This window comes from Pseudonocardia oceani (genome assembly GCF_019263585.2).
Taxonomy (GTDB): Bacteria; Actinomycetota; Actinomycetes; order Mycobacteriales; family Pseudonocardiaceae; genus Pseudonocardia; species Pseudonocardia oceani.
In genome coordinates this window covers 3,030,798-3,049,075 of the sequence record NZ_JADQDF010000001.1, presented here as the reverse complement: position 1 = coordinate 3,049,075, position 18,278 = coordinate 3,030,798, and the positions used below count along the sequence as shown (strand labels likewise).

General features: G+C 75.8%; 15 protein-coding genes and 2 pseudogenes. 6 read left to right on the top strand and 11 right to left on the bottom strand.

Annotated elements, in window-relative coordinates:
- Positions 1-9 precede the first annotated feature (9 nt).
- Positions 10-918, top strand: a complete 909-nt coding sequence (locus I4I82_RS15260; RefSeq protein WP_226370071.1) for a DMT family transporter — start codon at positions 10-12, stop codon at positions 916-918.
- Here I4I82_RS15260 and I4I82_RS15255 read toward each other — a convergent pair.
- From I4I82_RS15255 to I4I82_RS15235, 4 genes and pseudogenes are all read right to left on the bottom strand, one after another.
- Positions 906-1,667: a putative hydro-lyase gene (locus tag I4I82_RS15255; RefSeq protein ID WP_218592713.1), complete on the bottom strand. Its 762-nt coding sequence runs from the start codon at positions 1,665-1,667 to the stop codon at positions 906-908. The genes I4I82_RS15260 and I4I82_RS15255 overlap by 13 nt on opposite strands.
- Positions 1,664-3,214, bottom strand: coding sequence for a 5-oxoprolinase subunit PxpB (gene pxpB, locus I4I82_RS34780; protein ID WP_308112790.1), 1,551 nt, complete (start codon positions 3,212-3,214; stop codon positions 1,664-1,666). The genes I4I82_RS15255 and pxpB overlap by 4 nt, the downstream gene beginning before the upstream one ends.
- Positions 3,211-3,984, bottom strand: coding sequence for a LamB/YcsF family protein (locus I4I82_RS15240; protein ID WP_218595808.1), 774 nt, complete (start codon positions 3,982-3,984; stop codon positions 3,211-3,213). The genes pxpB and I4I82_RS15240 overlap by 4 nt, the downstream gene beginning before the upstream one ends.
- Positions 3,981-5,114: pseudogene (locus tag I4I82_RS15235) on the bottom strand (NRAMP family divalent metal transporter); the annotation flags it as partial. The gene I4I82_RS15240 and the pseudogene I4I82_RS15235, both read right to left, overlap by 4 nt.
- Before the next feature lie 188 nt (positions 5,115-5,302).
- Between I4I82_RS15235 and I4I82_RS34445 the strand changes: the two are divergent.
- A pseudogene (locus I4I82_RS34445) lies at positions 5,303-5,449 on the top strand (GntR family transcriptional regulator); the annotation flags it as partial.
- Complete coding sequence (locus I4I82_RS15230) at positions 5,426-5,899, top strand: GntR family transcriptional regulator (RefSeq protein WP_308112789.1); 474 nt, start codon at positions 5,426-5,428, stop codon at positions 5,897-5,899. The pseudogene I4I82_RS34445 and the gene I4I82_RS15230, both read left to right, overlap by 24 nt.
- 183 nt (positions 5,900-6,082) lie before the next feature.
- On the opposite strand, the gene I4I82_RS15225 is transcribed toward I4I82_RS15230, so the two are convergent.
- From I4I82_RS15225 to I4I82_RS15205, 5 genes are read right to left on the bottom strand one after another with little or no spacing between them, the layout of a single operon-like run.
- Positions 6,083-6,358, bottom strand: coding sequence for an HPr family phosphocarrier protein (locus I4I82_RS15225; RefSeq protein ID WP_218589297.1), 276 nt, complete (start codon positions 6,356-6,358; stop codon positions 6,083-6,085).
- Positions 6,359-6,405: 47 nt separating this feature from the next.
- The gene (locus I4I82_RS15220; RefSeq protein WP_218589296.1) at positions 6,406-7,851 is read right to left on the bottom strand and encodes a PTS fructose transporter subunit IIC; all 1,446 of its coding nucleotides are present in this window, start codon (positions 7,849-7,851) and stop codon (positions 6,406-6,408) included.
- Positions 7,848-8,297, bottom strand: a complete 450-nt coding sequence (locus I4I82_RS15215) for a PTS sugar transporter subunit IIA (protein ID WP_218589295.1) — start codon at positions 8,295-8,297, stop codon at positions 7,848-7,850. The genes I4I82_RS15220 and I4I82_RS15215 overlap by 4 nt, the downstream gene beginning before the upstream one ends.
- The gene (gene pfkB, locus I4I82_RS15210; RefSeq protein ID WP_218589294.1) at positions 8,294-9,241 is read right to left on the bottom strand and encodes a 1-phosphofructokinase; all 948 of its coding nucleotides are present in this window, start codon (positions 9,239-9,241) and stop codon (positions 8,294-8,296) included. The genes I4I82_RS15215 and pfkB overlap by 4 nt, the downstream gene beginning before the upstream one ends.
- A gap of 1 nt (position 9,242) precedes the next feature.
- The gene (locus I4I82_RS15205) at positions 9,243-10,004 is read right to left on the bottom strand and encodes a DeoR/GlpR family DNA-binding transcription regulator (RefSeq protein ID WP_218589293.1); all 762 of its coding nucleotides are present in this window, start codon (positions 10,002-10,004) and stop codon (positions 9,243-9,245) included.
- Positions 10,005-10,099: 95 nt separating this feature from the next.
- Between I4I82_RS15205 and I4I82_RS15200 the strand changes: the two genes are divergently transcribed.
- A complete protein-coding gene (locus I4I82_RS15200) occupies positions 10,100-11,755 on the top strand; it encodes a putative PEP-binding protein (RefSeq protein WP_218589292.1) in 1,656 nt (551 codons plus the stop codon).
- A gap of 546 nt (positions 11,756-12,301) precedes the next feature.
- Here the strand turns inward: I4I82_RS15200 and I4I82_RS15195 are convergent.
- Positions 12,302-12,598: an ArsR/SmtB family transcription factor gene (locus I4I82_RS15195; protein WP_225921642.1), complete on the bottom strand. Its 297-nt coding sequence runs from the start codon at positions 12,596-12,598 to the stop codon at positions 12,302-12,304.
- A 119-nt stretch (positions 12,599-12,717) separates the two neighbouring features.
- Here I4I82_RS15195 and I4I82_RS15190 point away from each other — a divergent pair, with 119 nt between their 5' ends.
- Both I4I82_RS15190 and I4I82_RS15185 read left to right on the top strand, forming a co-directional pair.
- Positions 12,718-14,649, top strand: coding sequence for a heavy metal translocating P-type ATPase (locus I4I82_RS15190; RefSeq protein ID WP_225920605.1), 1,932 nt, complete (start codon positions 12,718-12,720; stop codon positions 14,647-14,649).
- A gap of 61 nt (positions 14,650-14,710) precedes the next feature.
- Positions 14,711-15,544, top strand: a complete 834-nt coding sequence (locus I4I82_RS15185) for an SDR family NAD(P)-dependent oxidoreductase (RefSeq protein ID WP_218589289.1) — start codon at positions 14,711-14,713, stop codon at positions 15,542-15,544.
- 6 nt (positions 15,545-15,550) lie between these two features.
- On the opposite strand, the gene ppc is transcribed toward I4I82_RS15185, so the two are convergent.
- On the bottom strand, positions 15,551-18,244 hold the full coding sequence (ppc, locus tag I4I82_RS15180; protein WP_226370070.1) for a phosphoenolpyruvate carboxylase: 2,694 nt from the start codon (positions 18,242-18,244) through the stop codon (positions 15,551-15,553).
- Between the last annotated feature and the right edge of the window lie 34 nt (positions 18,245-18,278).

Sequence of the window (18,278 nt, the reverse complement as noted above, 5' to 3'; positions counted from 1 at the left end):
GTCGGCGGCGTGACGACCACCGCCGCTCCCCGCCTGCACACCGGCGCCCTGCTCGCCGTCGCCGTCACGGTGGTGGCGTGGGCCTCGGCGTTCGTCGCGATCCGCGCGGTCGGCGCGTCCTACGAGCCCGGGCCGCTGGCGCTGGGTCGGCTGCTCGTCGGCGCGCTCGCGCTCGGCGCCGGGGTGCTCGTGAGCCGGCGCCGCTGGGTGGCGCCGACGCGGCGGGAGTGGGGCCTCATCCTGCTGTGCGGGCTCGCCTGGTTCGCCGTCTACAACGTCGTGCTCAACGCCGCGGAGCAGCGCATCGACGCGGGCACCACGGCCATGCTCGTCAACGTCGGGCCGATCCTCATCGCGCTGTTCGCGGGCCTGCTGCTGGGCGAGGGGTTCCCGCGCTGGCTGCTGATCGGCGGCGGCATCGCGTTCTGCGGGGCGGTGCTCGTGGGCGCCTCGACCGCCGACACCGGCACCGCCGACGTCCTCGGCGTGGTGCTGTGCCTCGCCGCCGCCGTCACGTACGCGATCGGGGTGCTCGCCCAGAAGCCGGTCCTGCGCCGGCTCCCCGGCCTGCAGGTGACGTTCCTGGCCTGCGCGATCGGCGCCGTCGCCTGCCTGCCCTTCACCCCCGGCCTGCTCGACGACCTCGCCACCGCGCCGGTGGGCGCCACCGCCGGGCTCGTCTACCTCGGGCTGGTGCCCACCGCGCTGGCGTTCTCGACGTGGGCCTACGCGCTGGCGCGGATGGACGCGGGGCGCTTGGGCGTCACCACCTACCTCGCGCCGCCGATCACGATCGTGCTGTCCGCGGTGCTGCTCGGCGAGCTGCCGCCCGCGCTCGCGCTGGTGGGCGGGGCGGTCTGCCTGGCCGGGGTGGCGCTGTCGCGGCGGCGCTCCCCGATCCGGTCTCAGATCAGGTAGTCCTCGTCGCGGGCGTCGGTGACGAGCATGTGGCCCGGCGCGTGCGCGATCGCCAGCGGCGGGCGCGACTCCACCACCGCGGCCTGCGGCGTCACCCCGCACGCCCAGAACACCGGCACGTCGCCGGGCTCCGGCGCGACGGCGTCGCCGTGGTCGGGGGCGTCGAGGTCGCCGACGCCGAGCTCGCGGGGGTCGCCGACGTGGACGGGGGCACCGTGCACGGCGGGGTAGCGGGCCGTCGTCGCCACCGCCGTCTCCACCAGCGCCTGCGGCACGTACCGCATCGACACGACCAGCGGCCCGGACACGTCCCCGGCCGGGCGGCAGCGCCACGACGTCCGGTACATCGGCACGTTGACGCCCTGCTCGACGTGCCGCACGGGCACGCCCGCCGCCCCGAGCGCCCGCTCGAAGGTGAAGCTGCAGCCGATGAGGAAGCTGACGAGGTCCTTGCGCCACCACTCCCGGACGTCCGTCGGCTCGGCGACCTGCTCGCCGTCGACGTGGACGCGGTAGAGCGGGACGTCGGTGCGCACGTCGCCGTCGAGGATGGGGCCGGCGACCGCACCCGCGTCGAGGACGTCGAGCACCGGGCACGGCTTCGGGTTGCGCTGGGCGAACAGCAGGAAGTCCCAGGCCCGCTCGCGCGGGACGCTGATCAGGTTGGCCTGCGCGTACCCGTCGCACCAGCCGGCGGTCGGGGTGACGAGGCCGTTGCGGAAACGGGCGCGGGCGTCGGCGGGGTTCACGGGTTCTCCTTGACGGGGGACCGCACGAGGCGGAAGCGGATCTGCTGCCCGGGGCGAGCCTGGGCGGCGCGGTCGACGTCGGCGTCGAGCACGACGGCGACGACGGGGTAGCCGCCGGTGACGGGGTGGTCGGCGAGGAACAGCACCGGCTCGCCGCCGGGCGGCACCTGGATCGCGCCGCGGACCATGCCCTCGCTGGGCAGCTCGTCGGTCCGGCTGCGGCGCAGCGGCTCGCCCTCGAGCCGCATGCCGACGCGGTCGCTGCGACCCGACACCGTCCAGATTGTGGCGGCGAGCGCGGCCGGCTCCTCGACCCAGTCGTCGCGGGGCCCGGGGACGGCGCGCAGCGTGAGGACGTCGGCGGTCGGCGTCGCGACCGGGGCGACGTCGATCCGCGGCAGGTCCGCGGGCTCCGGCCCGACCGGCAGGACGTCGCCGACGGACAGCGCGGCCGGCCCGACGCCGGACAGCACGTCGGTGCTGCGCGAGCCGAGCACCGCGTCGACGGCGATCCCGCCGCGCACGGCGACGTAGCTGCGCAGGCCGGCGGGCGGCGGGCCCAGCCGCAGGGTCTGCCCGGCCCGCAGGACGACCAGCGCGTGGTGCCCGACCGGCGTGCCGTCGACGTCGGCGGGCGCGGGCGCCCCGGTGACGGCGAGCAGCAGCGGGGCCGGGACGTCGTCGCCCGCGCGCAGGGCGAGCCCGCCGAACGTCACCTCGACGCCCGCCGCGCCCGCCGGGTTGGCGACGAGCCGGTTGGCCAGCGCCAGCGCGCCGCGGTCCGCGGCCCCCGACCGGCCCACGCCGGTGGCGGCGGACCCGACGCGCCCGAGGTCCTGGACGGAGGCCGACGCACCGGTGGCCACCACCTCCACCACCCGTCCGCACCTCGGAGCCGGCACGCCCCCGTCGGCCCCCTCCGCAGCGCGTTCCGGCTCCGACGTGCGGACGAAGCGGACCTGCGCCCCCGGTCTCAGCAGCGCCGGTTCGTCGCGGCGCTCGTTCCACAGGTCGGCGGTGGTGCGGCCGATGAGCTGCCAGCCGCCGGGGCTCGACCGCGGGTACACGCCGCTGAACTCCCCGGCCAGACCGACGGAGCCCGCGGGCACGCTCGTGCGAGGCTCGTCGCGGCGGGGAACGTGCAGCCGCTCGTCACCGCCCGCGAGGTAGGCGAAGCCGGGCGCGAACCCGCCGAAGGCGACGCGCCACGGCGTGCCGGTGTGCGCTTCGACCACCCCGTCGGCGCCCAGGCCGGTGAGCCGGCCGACCTCCTCGAGGTCGGGGCCGTCGTAGACCACCTCGATCTCGACGGTCCTCCCCTCGGGCGGCGCCGCGGAGGGGTCGACGGCCAGCTCCTGCACCGCCCGGCGCAGCGCGGCGAGGTCGGTGCCCGGCGCGGTCCTCAGGAGCACCGTGCGGGCGGCCGGGACGACGTCGAGGACGCCGGGCAGATCGGCCGCGCGGGCGACGTCGGCCAGGGCCAGCACCTCGTCGAGGCCGGCGACCTCCAGCAGCAGTGCGGCGTCCCCGCAGGGCAGCACCCTCACGCGCCGCCACCCCCGGCCACGAACGCCCGCACCTCCACCCCGGCACCGGCCAGCGCCGCCCGCACCGCGCGGGCCATCTCCACCGCCCCCGGCGAGTCGCCGTGCACGCACGCCGACTCCGCCCGCACCGCCACCACCGTCCCGTCGACGGCCTCGACCGCGCCGTCGGCGAGCAGCCGCAGCACGCGCGCGGCCACCTCGTCCGGGTCGTGCAGCAGCGCGCCGGGCTCGGACCGGGGCACCAGCGCGCCGTCCGGGGTGTAGCCGCGGTCGACGAAGAACTCCGGCACCGCGCGCAGCCCCGCGGCCTCCGCGGCGGCCAGGAGCTCCGAGCCGGGCAGGCCGAGCACCGGCAGCGAGGGGTCGTAGTCGCGCACGGCGTCGACCACGGCCCGCGCCTGCGCGGTGTGGTGCACCGCCGCGTTGTAGAGCGCACCGTGCGGCTTGACGTAGCGCACCGCGGTGCCCGCCACGCGGCACATCGCCTCCAGCGCGCCGAGCTGGTAGAGCACGTCGTCGGCGAGCTCGCCCGGGTCCATGTCGACGAACCGGCGGCCGAAGCCGGCGAGGTCGCGGTACCCCACCTGCGCCCCGACGACGACGCCGCCGTCCGCGGCCCGCGCGCACGTCCGCCGCAGCGTCGACGGGTCGCCCGCGTGGAACCCGCAGGCCACGTTGGCCGAGGTGACGAGGCCGAGCATCGCGTCGTCGTCGCCGAGGGTCCAGCGGCCGAACGACTCGCCGAGGTCGGAGTTCAGGTCGACGTTCACAGGCTCGCCAGCCCGCCGAGCGACTGGTAGCCCAGGTAGAGCGTCAGCAGCCAGGCCAGGACGCCGATCCCGAGCAGCCAGGCCGGGTAGCGGTAGCCGCCGAGCAGGTCGCGGCGCCGCCACGCCACCCACAGCACGACGGTGAACCCGATCGGCAGGATCAGCCCGTTGAACGCGCCGGCGAACACCAGCAGCGTCACCGGGGCGGTGCCGACCAGCACGTAGATGAGCGTCGACAGGGCGATGAAGGCGACGGTGAGCAGGTTGCGCCGCCGCGGCGACGTCGCCGAGGAGGTCATGAACGACACCGAGGTGTACGCCGCCCCGATCACCGACGTGATGCTCGCGGCCCACAGGATGATCCCGAAGACCCGCAGCCCGGCCTGCCCGGCCGCCGCCTCGAACGCGCTCGCCGCCGGGTTGTCCTGCGCCAGCGTGACGCCGCCCGCGACCACCCCGAGCACCGCGAGGAACAGCAGCACCCGCATCACGCCGGTCACCAGGATGCCGACGACCGAGCTCCGCGAGATCGCACCGACGTGCTCGGGCCCGGTGAGCCCGGAGTCGAGCAGCCGGTGCGCGCCGGCGTAGGTGATGTAGCCGCCGACGGTGCCGCCGATCAGCGTGGTGATGACGAGGACGTCGACCTGGTCGGGCAGCACGGTCTGGCGCAGCGCGTCGCCGACCGGCGGGCCGGACACGATCGCCACGTACGCCGTCATCAGGATCATCACCGCGCCGAGCACGACGACGATCCGGTCCAGCGCGACGCCTGCGCGCTTGCTCAGGAAGATCGCGATCGCCAGCAGCGCGGAGATCGCGCCGCCGATCTTGGCGTCGACGCCGAGCATCGCGTTGACACCGAGCCCGGTGCCGCCGACGTTGCCGATGTTGAACACCAGCCCGCCGACGATGACGAGCACCGCCAGCAGCCAGCCGACACCGGGCGCCACCTTGTTGCCGAGCTCGTGGGCCCGCTGCCCGCTGACCCCGATCACCCGCCACACGTTCAGCTGCACCGCGATGTCGACCAGGATCGACACCAGCACCGCGAACGCGAACGCGGCTCCGAGCCGCGCCGTGAACGTCGTGGTCTGGGTGATGAACCCCGGACCGATCGCGCTCGTCGCCGAAAATGTGTCTGAGCGGCCATGGCTGCTACTGCACCCCGTTCGACGGGCCGCTCAGACACATTTTCAGGAACATCGCGCCGAGCACGGCGCCGCGGCTCGTGGCCGAGCCGATCACCGCCTTCATGTCGTCGGCCATGTGGGCTCCTCACTCGTGGATGTGGTGAGCGTAAGCCGACGCCGTCCGCGAGGAGGTCGTCGAGGGCCGGCTGCGGCCGGGCGAGCGCCTCCCCGAGCAGGTCCTCTGCACCGCGCTCGGCGTCTCCCGCAACACCGTCCGCGAGGCGCTGAGCCAGCTCGTCGCCGAGCGGGTGCTCGTGCGCGAGGCCCACCGCGGCGTGTTCGTCGCCCAGCCCGACCGCGACGCCGTCCGCGACGTCTACCGCGCCCGCCGCCTCGTCGAGCCCGCCGCGGTGCGCCTGGGCGAGGCCTTCGACGACGAGCGCGTCGGCGCGGTCCGCGCCGCCGTCGACGAGGGCCGCCGCGCCGCGGGCACCGGCGACTGGGCCGGCGTCGGTAGCGCCAACCAGCACTTCCACCGGGCCCTGGTGGCCCTGGCCGGCAGCCCGCGGCTCGACCAGCAGATGGCCCTGCTCCTGGCCGAGATGCGGCTCGTGTTCCACCGCGTGCCCGACGTCCGCGAGTTCTTCGAGCCCTACCTGGGCCGCAACGACGTGATCTGCGGCCTGCTCGAGGACGGCGACCGGGAGCGGGCCGCGGGGGAGGTCACCGAGTACCTCGCGGCGGCGGAGGCGCAGCTGCTCGCCGCGTACGACCCCGGCTGACCGTCTCGTGCTGCTGATGATCGTGGCGCCGATCACCACCGCGGTGGTCGTCGGCGGCCCCGCTCGTCCTGGTGCCCGCCATCACGAGTACGGCCCGACGCAGGAACGCCGGACGGCGCGGTGGCCCACGAAGGGTGGTCACCGCGCCGTCCGGCGTCGGATGGTGCGTGGAGGGCGTGCGGCTCAGGCGTCCATGTCGGTCGCGAGCAGCTCGGCCAGCGCGGCGACGGCGGCCTCGGAGTCGGCCCCGTCCTCCTGCGCAGTGAGCACGACCTCCTCGCCGCTGCCCACGCCGAGCCCGAGCACCGAGAGGATGCTCCGGGCGTCGACCGGGCCGCGGTCGCCCGCGGCGATGGTGACCTTCACCGGCTGGGCGGCGGCGGCCTTGGTGAACAGGGTGGCGGGGCGGGCGTGCAGGCCCACCGTGGATCCGACGGTGACGCGGCGTTCGACGGTCATGGAGGTGCTCCTGTGTCAGAGGGCGAGAGGATCGGACGGCGAGGGGATCAGACGGCGACGGCGACGGGCGCCGTCGCCGCGGCGGGCTGCCGGCGGGCGTTCTTGAGCGCGACCACCAGCGCGGTGGAGATGAGCGTGCCGATCACGATCGCGACGAGGTAGCCGAACGGGTTGCCGATCAGCGGCAGCACGAAGATGCCGCCGTGCGGGGCCCGCAGCGTCGAACCGAAGGCCATGGACAGCACGCCCGTCACGGCCGAGCCGGCCATGAGGGAGGGGATGACGCGCAGCGGGTCGGCCGCGGCGAACGGGATGGCACCCTCGGTGATGAAGGAGGCGCCCAGCAGCCAGGCGGCCCGGCCGTTCTCCCGCTCGACCTCGCTGAACAGCTTCTTGCGCACGACGGTGGCCAGCGCCATCGCCAGCGGCGGCGTCATGCCGGCGGCCATCACCGCGGCCATGATCAGCAGACCGGCCTCAGAGCCGCTCTCCAGCCCGGCGAGCGCGAAGGTGTAGGCGGCCTTGTTGACGGGTCCGCCCATGTCGAAGGCCATCATCAGGCCGACGAGCGCGCCGAGCAGCAGCGCGTTGGCGCCGGACAGGCCGGTCAGCCAGTTGGTCAGACCCGTGTTCACCGCGGCCAGCGGCGGGCCGATGACCACGAACATCGCGATGCCGACCACGAGCGTGCCGAGCAGCGGGTACACGACCACCGGCATGATCCCGGCCATCGCCTTGGGCACCGAGAACCGCTTGAGGCCGAGGACGACGGCGCCGGCGAGCAGGCCCGCGATGAGGCCGCCGAGGAAGCCCGCGCCGATCTCGGCGGCGATCGCACCGCCGACGAACCCGGGCACGATCGCGGGGCGGTCGGCCATGGCGTAGGCGATGAAGCCGCCGAGCACCGGCACCAGGAACCCGAACGCGAGCGCGCCGACCTGGAAGAGCAGCGCGGCCCAGCTGGCCAGCGCGAGGGGGTCGAACCCCTCGGTGACGGCGGGCGCGTCGGTGATCTGGTAACCGCCCAGCGCGAAGCCCAGGGCGATGAGCAGGCCGCCCGCGGCGACGAAGGGGATGACGTAGGAGACGCCGGTCATCAGCCAGCCGCGCAGCTGCGACCCGAAGCCGGGGCCGAAGTCCTTGGTGGCCGGGGTGGCTGTGCGCTGCGCGGGCACGTCGGCCCGCGGGGCCTCCGCCGCCTCGACGGCCTGCGCGACGAGCAGGTCGGCCCCGCTGATCGCCTTCTTCACGCCGGTGCGGATCGTCGGCAGGTGCGCGAAGCGCTCCTCGTCCCGGACGGCGACGTCGGCGGCCAGGATGATCGCGTCCGCCTCGGCGATCTGGGCGTCGGTGAAGGGCGTGGTGCCCGCGGAGCCCTGGGTCTCCACGACCATCTCGTGCCCGGCGTCGGCCGCGGCCTGCTCGAGCGCCTCGGCGGCCATGTATGTGTGCGCGATGCCCGTCGGGCACGCCGTGATCGCGAGGAGCTTCATCCTGCGACCTCCTTCTGGATGTAGTCGGCGACGTGCCCGGCGTCGGTCGCACCGAGGAGCTCGTCCTTGAACGCCCTGCGCACCAACCGGCGGGCCAGCGCGGCCAGCACCGTCATGTGGTCGGTGTTGCCGCCCTCCGGGGCGGCGATCATGAACACGAGCCGCGCGGGCCCGTCCTCGGCGCCGAAGTCGACGCCGTCCGTGCTGCGGCCGAACGCGAGCGTCGGCTCGGTGACGGCGGTGGAGCGGCAGTGCGGGATGCCGATGCCGCCCTCGAGCCCGGTGGCCATCTGCTCCTCGCGCGCCTCGATGTCGGCGAGGAACTGCTCGATGTCGGTGACGCGCCCCGCCTTCTCGAGCCGCTCGGCGAGCGAGCGCACGGCGGTGCGCCGGTCGCTCGACGGCAGGTCGAGGTCGACGAGATCGGCGGTGATCAGGGCGGTCATACGGCTGCTCCGGTGAGGTGGAGGGTGGTGTCCGGCGTGCCGACCACGCGGACGTCGTGGAGGTCGATCTCGTGCGGTCCGGGCATCGCACTGCCCGGCAGGCGGCACGCGGCGGCCCCGTAGGCCACCGCCTGCCGGAGCGCGTCGGGACCGGCGCCGCCGGCCGCCAGGAAGCCGGCGAGGGTGGCGTCACCCGCGCCGACGGTGCTGCGCACGGCCACCGGCGAGGACACGGCGTGGTACTCGCCGCTCTCCTCGACCAGGAGCGCGCCGCCCGCCCCGAGGCTCACCAGCACCGCGCCGACGCCCGCGGCGCGCAGGCCGCGCGCGGCGTCGAGGACGTCGCCGATGCTGGTCAGGGGCCGGCCGACCAGCTCGGCCAGCTCCTCGTGGTTGGGCTTGACGAGGTCCGGCCCGGCGGCGCAGGCGGCCCGCAGCGGGGCGTCGCTGGCGTCGACGGCCACCCGGGCGCCGGCGCGGCGGGTGCGGCGCACGACCTCGGCGTGGAAGTCGTCGGGCATGCCGGCGGGCAGGGAGCCGCAGGTGACGACCCAGCTCGCCCCGGCCGCCAGCGCGACGACCGTGTCGGCGAGCTGCGCGACCTCGTCACCGGTGAGCACCGGGCCCAGCTCGTTGATCTTGGTGGTGGTGCCGTCCGGCTCCACGACCGTGATGTTGGTGCGGGTGGCGCCGTCGATGGCGACCGTGGCGGCGCGGACGCCGTGCAGGTCGAGCAGGTCGGTGAGCCGCCCGCCGGGCGCGCGGCCCGAGGGCAGGACGGCGACCGTGTCGATGCCGGCGGTGGTGAGCGCGCGGGCGACGTTGACGCCCTTGCCGCCCGGGTCCAGGCGCACGGACGTGGCCCGGTGCACCTCGCCGCGGAGCAGGCGGGGGACCTCGACCGTGCGGTCCAGGCTGGGGTTCGGCGTGACGGTGACGATCATGTTAGGCGCGCACCACTCTCGGTCCGGCGGCCGACAGCGCGGCCGCGTCGGCCGCCGTCAGACCGGTGTCGGTGATCAGCGCGTCGACCTGGTCCAGCCGGCCGAAGCGCACGAACTGGTCGGCGCCGTGCTTGGCCGAGTCGGCCAGCACCACCGTGCGACGGGAGGCCGCGAGCATCGCCTTCTTGGCGGCGGCCTCGGCGCGGTCGGGCGTGGTGAGCCCGCGCTCCACGGAGAAGCCGTTGGTGCCGAGGAAGGCGACGTCGGCCGTCAGGTCGCCGAGGACGTCGAGCGCCCACTCGTCGACGGTGGCCATCGTCGTGCCGCGCACCCGGCCGCCGAGCAGCAGCAGCGTGACGTTGGGCCGCGCGGCGAGGACCGAGGCGATCGGCAGGGCGTTGGTGACGACGGTGAGCTCGCGGTCCGCGGGGAGCAGCGCGGCGAGCCGGGCCGTCGTCGTGCCGGCGTCGAGCAGCACGGTGGAGGCACCGTCGAGCTCGTCCAGGGCCGCCTTGGCGATGCGGTCCTTCTCCTGCGTGGCGACGGCGTCGCGGGTGGAGATGCCGGGCTCGAAGCCGAGCAGGTCGGCCGGGATGGCCCCGCCGTGCACGCGGCGCAGCAGGCCCTGGCGCTCCAGGGCGCCGAGGTCGCGCCGGATCGTCTCGGGGGTGACGTCGAGCTCGTCCGCCGTGGCGGCGACGTCCACCCGACCGGCCTCACGGGCCCGGTTCAGCAGCCACTGCTGCCGCTCCGCTGCATACATCTTTGTTTGCTCCCGACTTGGTGCTTGCTTGTGTCCGAGTATGTGGGTTTTACTGTGTTTGTCAACGGGTCACGACGAAGTCATCTGGAGCGGACATGCGGACACTGAGCGGGATCCCGGCGAGCAGCGGGCGTGCGAGCGGACGGGTGGTCCGGGTCGCCGACGCGCCCGGCGAGCCCCCGGTGGGCCCGGCGCCGCTGGACCCGGCGGCGGAGGCGGCGCGCATCGCCCCGGCCGTCGCCGTCGTCGCCGCCCGCCTGGAGGCCCGCGCGGCCACGGTCACGGGCGACGCACGGGACGTGCTGGAGGCGACCGTCGCGATGGTCACCGACCCCGCCCTCCTCGACTACGCCCGCGACCTGGTCACCGGCGGCGGGCGCCCCGCCGCCCGCGCTGTGTACGAGGCGGCCGGCGCGTTCGCCGACCTGCTCACCGGCATGGGCGGCTACATGGCCGAGCGCGCCCGCGACATCCACGACGTGCGCGACCGGATCGTCGCCGAGCTCCTCGGCCTGCCCGCGCCGGGCGTCGCCGACCTCGACGCCCCGTGCGTCCTCGTCGCCGCCGACCTCGCCCCGGCCGACACCGCGGGCCTGCGCCCCGGCATCGCGCTGGCGCTGGTCACCGAGCAGGGCGGCCCGACCAGCCACACCGCGATCCTGGCCCGCTCGCTCGGCATCCCCGCGGTCGTCGGCTGCGCGGGCGCCACCTCGATCGCCGAGGGCGCCGCGGTCGTCGTCGACGGGGCGACGGGCGTGGTGCAGGAGGTGACCGAGGTGGTCGAGCAGGAGAACGGCGCCGTCGTCGCGGCTGAGTGGGACGGCGTCGGGCGCACGTCCGACGGGCACGGGGTGCCGCTGCTGGCCAACGTCGGCGAGGCGAAGGGGGCGGTCACGGCGGCCGGGCTGCGCGCGCAGGGTGTCGGGCTGTTCCGGACCGAGCTCGCGTTCCTCTCCGCGGCCGAGGAGCCGTCGGTCGCGCGCCAGCACGAGGTCTACGCGGGGGTGCTGGCCGCGTTCGCCGGTCTGCCGGTCACCGCGCGCACGCTCGACGCGGGCGCCGACAAGCCCCTCCCGTTCCTCACCCTCGACGGCGAGCCGAACCCGGCGCTGGGTGTGCGCGGGCTGCGCGTGGCGCGCGTGCCCGGCCCCGGCTCCGACGTGCTCGACCGCCAGCTCGCGACGCTCGCCGCCGCGGCCGCCGAGACCGGCGCCGAGCTCAAGGTGATGGCCCCGATGGTCGCCACCGCGGAGGAGGCCCGCTGGTTCGTCGCGCGCTGCCGGGAGCACGGCATCCGCTCGGCCGGAGTGATGATCGAGGTCCCCGCGGCCGTCCTGACCGCCCACGAGGTGCTCGCCGAGGTCGACTTCGCCAGCGTCGGCACCAACGACCTGGCCCAGTACCTGTTCGCCGCCGACCGCCAGTCCGGCCCGGTCGCGGCCCTCAACGACCCCTGGCAGCCCGCCCTCCTGCGCCTGCTCCGCCTGCTCGGCGAGGCCTCGGCCGCCACCGGCACGCCGGTCGGGGTGTGCGGTGAGGCCGCCGCCGACCCCGCCCTCGCCCCGGTGCTGGTCGGGCTCGGGATGGCGACGCTGTCGATGGGCGCCGGCGCGCTGGCCGCCGTCGGGGCCTCGCTCGCCGGCGCGAGCCTGGAGGACTGCCGCGAGCGCGCGGAGGCCGCCTGCGCCGCCGCCGACCCGGCCGCCGCCCGCCAGGCCGTCGCGGAGCTGGCGGTGAAGCAGGCGGGCTGAGCCGGACGACGTGATCGCCGGGAGTGCGCCACCACGGTCGCGCGGAGGGCCGGGACGTCACACCACGGCCGTCCGGCCGCCCTCACGGCACACACTCGTCGATCACCGACCCACCTCCGGAGGCCGTCGGCGGAGGGGGACTGGCTGCCGCTGCGACCGGCCCGGCGGCACACCGAGGCTGAGAACCTGCAGCATGATCGTCGGCAGTGCACCCCCGCGGTCGCCCGGAGGGCCGGGACGTCACCTTCCCCGCCGCTCCCGACCCGACCGAGCGCGGTGATCGTCGGAAGTGCGCCGCCACCGTCGCGCGGAGGGCCAAGACGTCACCCTCCCCGCCGCTCCGACCCGAGCCAGCGCAGTGATCCTCGGGAGTGCGCACTCACGGTCGCGGCGGGGGCCGGGACGTCACACTCCCGGCGATCACCGACCCGACCAGCGCTGGTGATCGGCGGGACCACACCACCACGGCCCTCCGCGCGACCCTCACGCCACATTTCCGACGATCACCGATCCGCCGACCGCGGTGATCACCGATGGACGCAGGAGCTACCGCTGCACCGCCGCCGGCTGGCCGAGCCGCAGAGCCTCGGCCAGCACCCCACGCACCCCGTCACCCGCCGAGTAGTAGATGAAGGTGCCCTCGCGCCGGCCCTCGACCAGGCCCGCGAGCCGCAGCTTGGCCAAGTGCTGGCTCACCGCGGTGGGGCTGGCGCCGACGAGGTCGGCCAGGCACGCCACCGACTCCTCGCCGTGCAGCAGGGCCCAGAGGATCTTGATGCGGGTGGGGTCGGCGAGCAGGCGCAGCGAGTCGGCCGCCCGCCGGACGTCGTCGGCGTGCGGCATCGCGAAGCCGGGGATGCCGTCGTGCACGCGGCCAGACTACCTGCACACCGCCCTGAAGCACCCACCTCTGACCGAGCCGGTCTGCATACCTGCGCACCTGCGCAGCTATGGTGGCTCGCATGTGGTCGATGCCCGAGGTCCGCTGGGCCCTGCTCTCCCTCGCCGCGTTCGCGCTGGCCGTGCCCGCCGACCTGCTCGGGGCGCCGGGCGCCGCGGTCGTCGCGCTCTACGCGGTCTGCTACCTCGCGGGCGGCTGGGAACCGCTGGTCGAGGGCGTGCGGGCGCTGGGCGAGCGGCGCCTGGACGTCGACCTGCTCATGGTCGTGGCCGCCCTCGCCGCCGCCGCGATCGGCCAGCCCCTCGACGGCGGCCTGCTCATCGTGATCTTCGCGAGCTCCGGCGCGCTGGAGGCCGTGATGACCGCGCGCACCGAGCGCAGCATCCACACCCTGCTCGACCTCGCCCCCGAGACGGCGACGCTCGCGGACTCCGAGCGCGTCGTCCGGGCCGACGCGCTCACCGTCGGCGACGAGGTCGTCGTGCGGCCCGGGGAGAAGATCCCCGCCGACGGACGCGTGGTCGGCGGTGCGAGCGACGTCGACACCGCCGGGCTGACGGGCGAGCCCGTGCCGGTGCCCCGCGCCACCGGCGACGACGTGCACGCCGGCACCGTCAACGGCACCGGCACGCTGCGGGTCCGCGTCGAGCGCGACCCGGCCGACTCGGTCGTCGCCGGCATCGCCGCGCAGGTCGAGCGGGCCACGGAGACCAAGGCCGGGCGGCAGCTGTGGATCGAGCGCATCGAGCAGCGGTACTCGGTGGCCGTCGTCGCCGGGGCGCTGGCGCTGCTGGGCGGGCCGCTCCTGTTCGGCGCGGAGTTCGAGCCGACGCTGCTGCGCGCGATGACGTTCATGATCGTCGCCTCGCCGTGCGCGGTCGTGCTCGCGACCATGCCGCCGCTGCTCGCCGCGATCGCGGTGGCCGGTCGGCGCGGCGTGCTGCTGCGCGACGCCACCGTGGTCGAGGCGCTGGCCGTCGTCGACGCCGTGGCGCTGGACAAGACCGGCACCGTCACCCGCGGGCGCCCCGAGCTGGTGGCGGTGGAGGCGCTCGGCCACCCCGACACGGTCGCCACCACGGCCCGGCTCGCGGGGGACGGCGGGCGCGACGGGGTGCTGGCGCTGGCCGCCGCGGCCGAGTCCGGCAGCGAGCACGTGCTCGGCCGCGCCGTCCGCGAAGCCGCGGCCCACCTGCGGGTCCCCGCCGCCGCCGCGTTCGACGCGCTGCCCGGCGTCGGGGTACGGGCGGTCGTCTCCGGGGTGGAGGTCGTCGTCGGGCGTCCGTCGCTGCTGGACGGGAGCGGCCACGCCGGGGCCCGCGCCGCGGTCACCCGCCACGAGGACGCCGGGCGGACCACCGTCGTCGTGCTGGTCGGCGGCGAACCGGCCGGCGTGCTGGCCCTGGCCGACGCCCTGCGCCCCGGCGCCGCCGACGCCCTCGCGGCGCTGACCGCCACCGTCGGCACCCCGCCCGTCCTGCTCACCGGCGACGCCCCGGCGCCGGCCGCGCGCATCGGCCGCGAGCTGGGCGTCGACGACGTGCGCGCCGGCCTGCTGCCCGAGGGCAAGGCCGCCGTCGTGGCGCAGTGGCAGGGCGGCGGGCGGCGGGTGCTCGCGGTCGGCGACGGCATCAACGACGCCCCGCTGCTCGCCACGGCCGACGCCGGGCTGGCCGTCGGGGAGGGCGCGGGGGCGCTCGCGGTGCAGGCCTCCGACGGCGTGCTGCTGCGCGACCCCCTCGGCTCCCTGCCGCCGCTGCTGGCGCTGGCCCGCCGCGCGCAGCGGATCGCCCGGGCCAACCTGGCGTTCGCCGCGGCCGTGATCGTCGTGCTGGTCACCTGGGACCTGGTCGCGACCCTGCCCCTGGCGATCGGGGTGGCCGGGCACGAGCTCTCCACCGTGCTGGTCTGCCTCAACGGGCTGCGCCTGCTGGTGCGGCCCGGCTGGCCCGCGCCCGCGCCCAGCCACCGGCGGGAGCACGCCTCGGTCTGACGCCACGACCTGCTCCGAGCACACCCGCCACGGCGCCACCCGACCCTGACACGATCGCGGCATGACGGAACGACGCGCGGCAGTGGTCACGGGTGGGGCGAGCGGGATCGGGCTGGCCACGGTCACCCGGCTCGTGACGGGCGGGTGGCGGGTGGTGCTCGCCGACTACAACGCCGCCAGCGGGGAGGCCGCGGCCGCGGGCTTCGGCGACGACGTGCGGTTCGTGCGCACCGACGTCGCCCGCGAGGCCGACGTCGAGACGGCGGTGGGCGCCTGCGTGGAGGCGTTCGGGCACGTCGACTGCGTCGTCAACAACGCCGGCGTCGGCGGCGCGTTCGGCCGCCTCACCGACATCGAGGTCGACGACTGGGACTACACGTTCGCCGTGCTCGTGCGCGGGGTGTTCCTCGGCATCAAGCACGGGGCGCGGGCGATGCGCGGGCGCGGCGGGTCGATCGTCAACCTCGGGTCGATCGCGGGCCTCGCCGCGGGCGCCGGTCCGCAGGCGTACTCCGCGGCCAAGGCCGCGGTGATCAACCTCGGGCGCACGGCGGCCACCGAGCTCGGCCCCGAGCGCATCCGCGTCAACACCGTCTGCCCCGGCCTCGTCGTGACGCCGCTGGTCGGCGACGGCGTCGGCGCCGCGGAGGTCATGGCGGGCGCGCAGCCGTGGCCCGACCTCGGCCGCCCCGAGGACGTCGCCGAGGTGATCGCCTTCCTCGCCGGTGACGCGTCGCGGTTCGTCACGGGCGAGGCGATCACCGTCGACGGCGGGCTGACCGCCGCCGGCCCGCGCATGCAGGAGGCCTACGGCGGCGACCCCGGGAAGCGCGGACTGGTCGGCGTCAACCGCGGGACGACGGGCGAGGGCGCCACGGTGCGCCGCGCCGAGTAGACCGGCTCAGCCGGTGTTGCGCAGCCCCGCCGCGATGCCGTTGATCGTGAGGAGCAGGGCGCGGTGCACGTCGGCGTCGGGCTGGTCGGTGCGTCGGCGCTGGGCGAGCAGCTCGACCTGCAGGTGGTGCAGCGGCTGTAGGTAGGAGTCGCGCACGGCGAGGGTGCCGCGCAGGACCGGGTAGCGGGCGAGCAGCGTCGGCGAGCCGGTCAGGCGCAGCACCTCCCGCAGCGTGAGCGCGTGCTCGGCCACGATGTCGTCGAAGATCGGGTGCAGCGACGGGTCGACGAGCTCGTCGACGTAGCGCCGCGCGATGCCGAGGTCGGTCTTGGCCAGCGTCATCTCGACGTTGCCCAGCAGGTTGGCGAAGAACGCCCACTCCCGCATCTCCTCGAGCACCGGCCCGTGCCCGGCCTCCCGCGCCGCGGCCAGCCCGCTGCCCAGTCCGTACCAGCCGGGCACGACCATCCGCGTCTGCGTCCAGCCGAACACCCACGGGATCGCGCGCAGGTCGTCTAGGGTGGCCGCGCCCTTGCCGGGCCGCCGCGACGGGCGGGAGCCGACGTTGAGCTCGCCCAGCTCGTCGACGGGCGTGGCCGCGGAGAAGAAGTCCGGCAGCCCCGGCTGCCCGACGAGCCCGCGGTAGGCGGCGCGGGCGGCGTCGCTGACCAGGTCCATCGTGTCGTCGAAGCGCTCCAGCGACGGGTCGTCCCAGCGCGAGGCCCGGTGCAGCAGCGTGGCCTCCAGCACCGCCGCCAGCATGATCTCCAGGTTGTCGTGCGCGAGCGCGGGCAGCGAGTACTTGTCGGAGACGACCTCGCCCTGCTCGGTGACCTTCATCGTCGCGTCGACCGAGCCGTAGGGCGCCGACGCCACCGCCTCCGCCGACGGCCCGCCGCCGCGCCCGACCGATCCGCCGCGCCCGTGGAACAGCCGCAGCCGCACCCCGTGCTTGGCCCCGATGTCGCGGAGCTGGCGCTGGGCCCGGTGGATCTCCCACTGCGAGGTCGTGATGCCCGCGCCCTTGTTGGAGTCGGAGTAGCCGAGCATGACCTCCTGCAGGTCACCGCGGTTGCGCACGTGCTGGCGGTAGCCGGGCACCGAGAGCAGGCCGTCGAGGAGGTCGCCCGCCTGGCACAGCTCCTCGACGGTCTCGAACAGCGGCACGAGGTCGATCGACGAGCGCGGGTCGCGCTGCAGCTCCACCATGAAGGCCTCGCGCGCCAGCACGGCGACGGCGAGCAGGTCGTCGACGCCCTGGCACATCGACACGATGTAGGTGCGCGCGACCTGCGGGCCGTAGCGGTGCTGCACCTCGTGCAGCAGGTCGAACACGCCGAGCACGTCGACGGCCTCGGCCGGCAGGCCGTAGTGGCGGCGCACCAGCGGGCGGCCGCCGTCGAGCTCCCGCGACAGGAGCTCCGTGCGCTGCTCCCGCGAGAGGGAGGCGTAGGGCTGCTCCAGCTCGCCCAGTGCGTCGTAGACGGCGCCGAGTGCGTCGTGGTGGCGCTGACTGTGCTCGCGGACGTCGAGCTCGGCCAGGTGCAGCCCGAGCGCGCGGCCGGTGCGCAGCGCACGGGCCAGCGTGCCGTCGGCGATGCGCCCGCCGAGGTGCCCGCGCAGGGAGCGGTCGACGACCGCGAGGTCCTCGAGGTAGGCCTCGGGGCCGAGGTAGTCGCGGCCGGGTACGTGCCCGTCGCGGGTGCGCGTGTTGGCCAGGCGCGCCTGCACGTAGGAGAGCTTGAGCCGGTAGGGCTCGGTGGCGTTGAGCCGGATGAACCGGTCGTGGACCCCGGGCAGCGCGCGCCGGTCGCGGGCCAGCGACGACCGCAGCTCCTCCGACACCCCGATCACCCGCGTGCTGATCGACAGCTCCTGGATGAGCTCCTCGACCAGGCCCTCGTGGATGCGCAGCGCCCGGTCGGAGTAGAGCTCCAGGACCTCGCGCGTGACGGCCGGGGTGACGTTGGGGTTGCCGTCGCGGTCGCCGCCGACCCAGCAGCCGAGCACCAGCGGACCGGTCCCCGGCGGCACCTCGAACCCGGCGGCGCGCACCTCGCGCTCGTACTCGGCGAGCAGCTCCGGCACCGCGCCGCGGCCCAGCTGCTCCATGTACCAGCCGATCGCGCGTGCCTCGTCGGCGACGGTGGGCTTGCCCGGGCGCAGCTCGTCGGTCTGCCACAGCAGCTCGACGAGCGCCTCCAGCGCGTCGTCGGTGGCGCCGCGGTCGAGGCCGTCGGCGACGCGGCGCAGGATCGCCAGCACCGACTGCCGCGACGACTCGGTGGGGTGCGCGGTGAACACCGGGCGCAGCTCGGCGCGGGCCAGCACCTCCTGCACCTCGTCGCGGTCGCACTCCTGCGCGACGCGCTCCATCACCCGGCGCAGCGGGCCGCGGCCGTCGACGGCGGCGATCTCCTTCGCCCGGTGGCGCTGCTCGGCGATGTTGGCCAGCTGGAAGTACTGCGAGAACGCCCGGGCCAGCGCCACGGCCGTGCCCGCGTCGAGCCCGGACAGCAGCGCCTGCGCGTCGCCGTCGCGGGAGCCGTGGCGGACCTGCTCCACCAGCTCCAGCAGCTCGGGGCCGCCGTGGTGCACGAGCGTGCGCCCGAGCATCGTGGAGAGCCGGCGGATGTCGGCGCGCAGGGCGTCGTGCCCGGACTCCGAGGTGACGCCGGCGTGGGTCGCGACCGTGTTCACGAGAGGGCTCCGATCGGCCGGGAGGGGCCGCCCG

Bases quoted from the DNA above. Each gene is read 5' to 3' on its own strand.
- I4I82_RS15225 (WP_218589297.1), bottom strand. From the start codon at position 6,358: ATGACCGTCGAACGCCGCGTCACCGTCGGATCCACGGTGGGCCTGCAC.
- I4I82_RS15220 (WP_218589296.1), bottom strand. From the start codon at position 7,851: ATGAAGCTCCTCGCGATCACGGCGTGCCCGACGGGCATCGCGCACACA.
- I4I82_RS15215 (WP_218589295.1), bottom strand. From the start codon at position 8,297: ATGACCGCCCTGATCACCGCCGATCTCGTCGACCTCGACCTGCCGTCG.
- pfkB (WP_218589294.1), bottom strand. From the start codon at position 9,241: ATGATCGTCACCGTCACGCCGAACCCCAGCCTGGACCGCACGGTCGAG.
- I4I82_RS15205 (WP_218589293.1), bottom strand. From the start codon at position 10,004: ATGTATGCAGCGGAGCGGCAGCAGTGGCTGCTGAACCGGGCCCGTGAG.
- I4I82_RS15200 (WP_218589292.1), top strand. From the start codon at position 10,100: ATGCGGACACTGAGCGGGATCCCGGCGAGCAGCGGGCGTGCGAGCGGA.
- I4I82_RS15195 (WP_225921642.1), bottom strand. From the start codon at position 12,598: ATGCCGCACGCCGACGACGTCCGGCGGGCGGCCGACTCGCTGCGCCTG.
- I4I82_RS15190 (WP_225920605.1), top strand. From the start codon at position 12,718: ATGTGGTCGATGCCCGAGGTCCGCTGGGCCCTGCTCTCCCTCGCCGCG.
- I4I82_RS15185 (WP_218589289.1), top strand. From the start codon at position 14,711: ATGACGGAACGACGCGCGGCAGTGGTCACGGGTGGGGCGAGCGGGATC.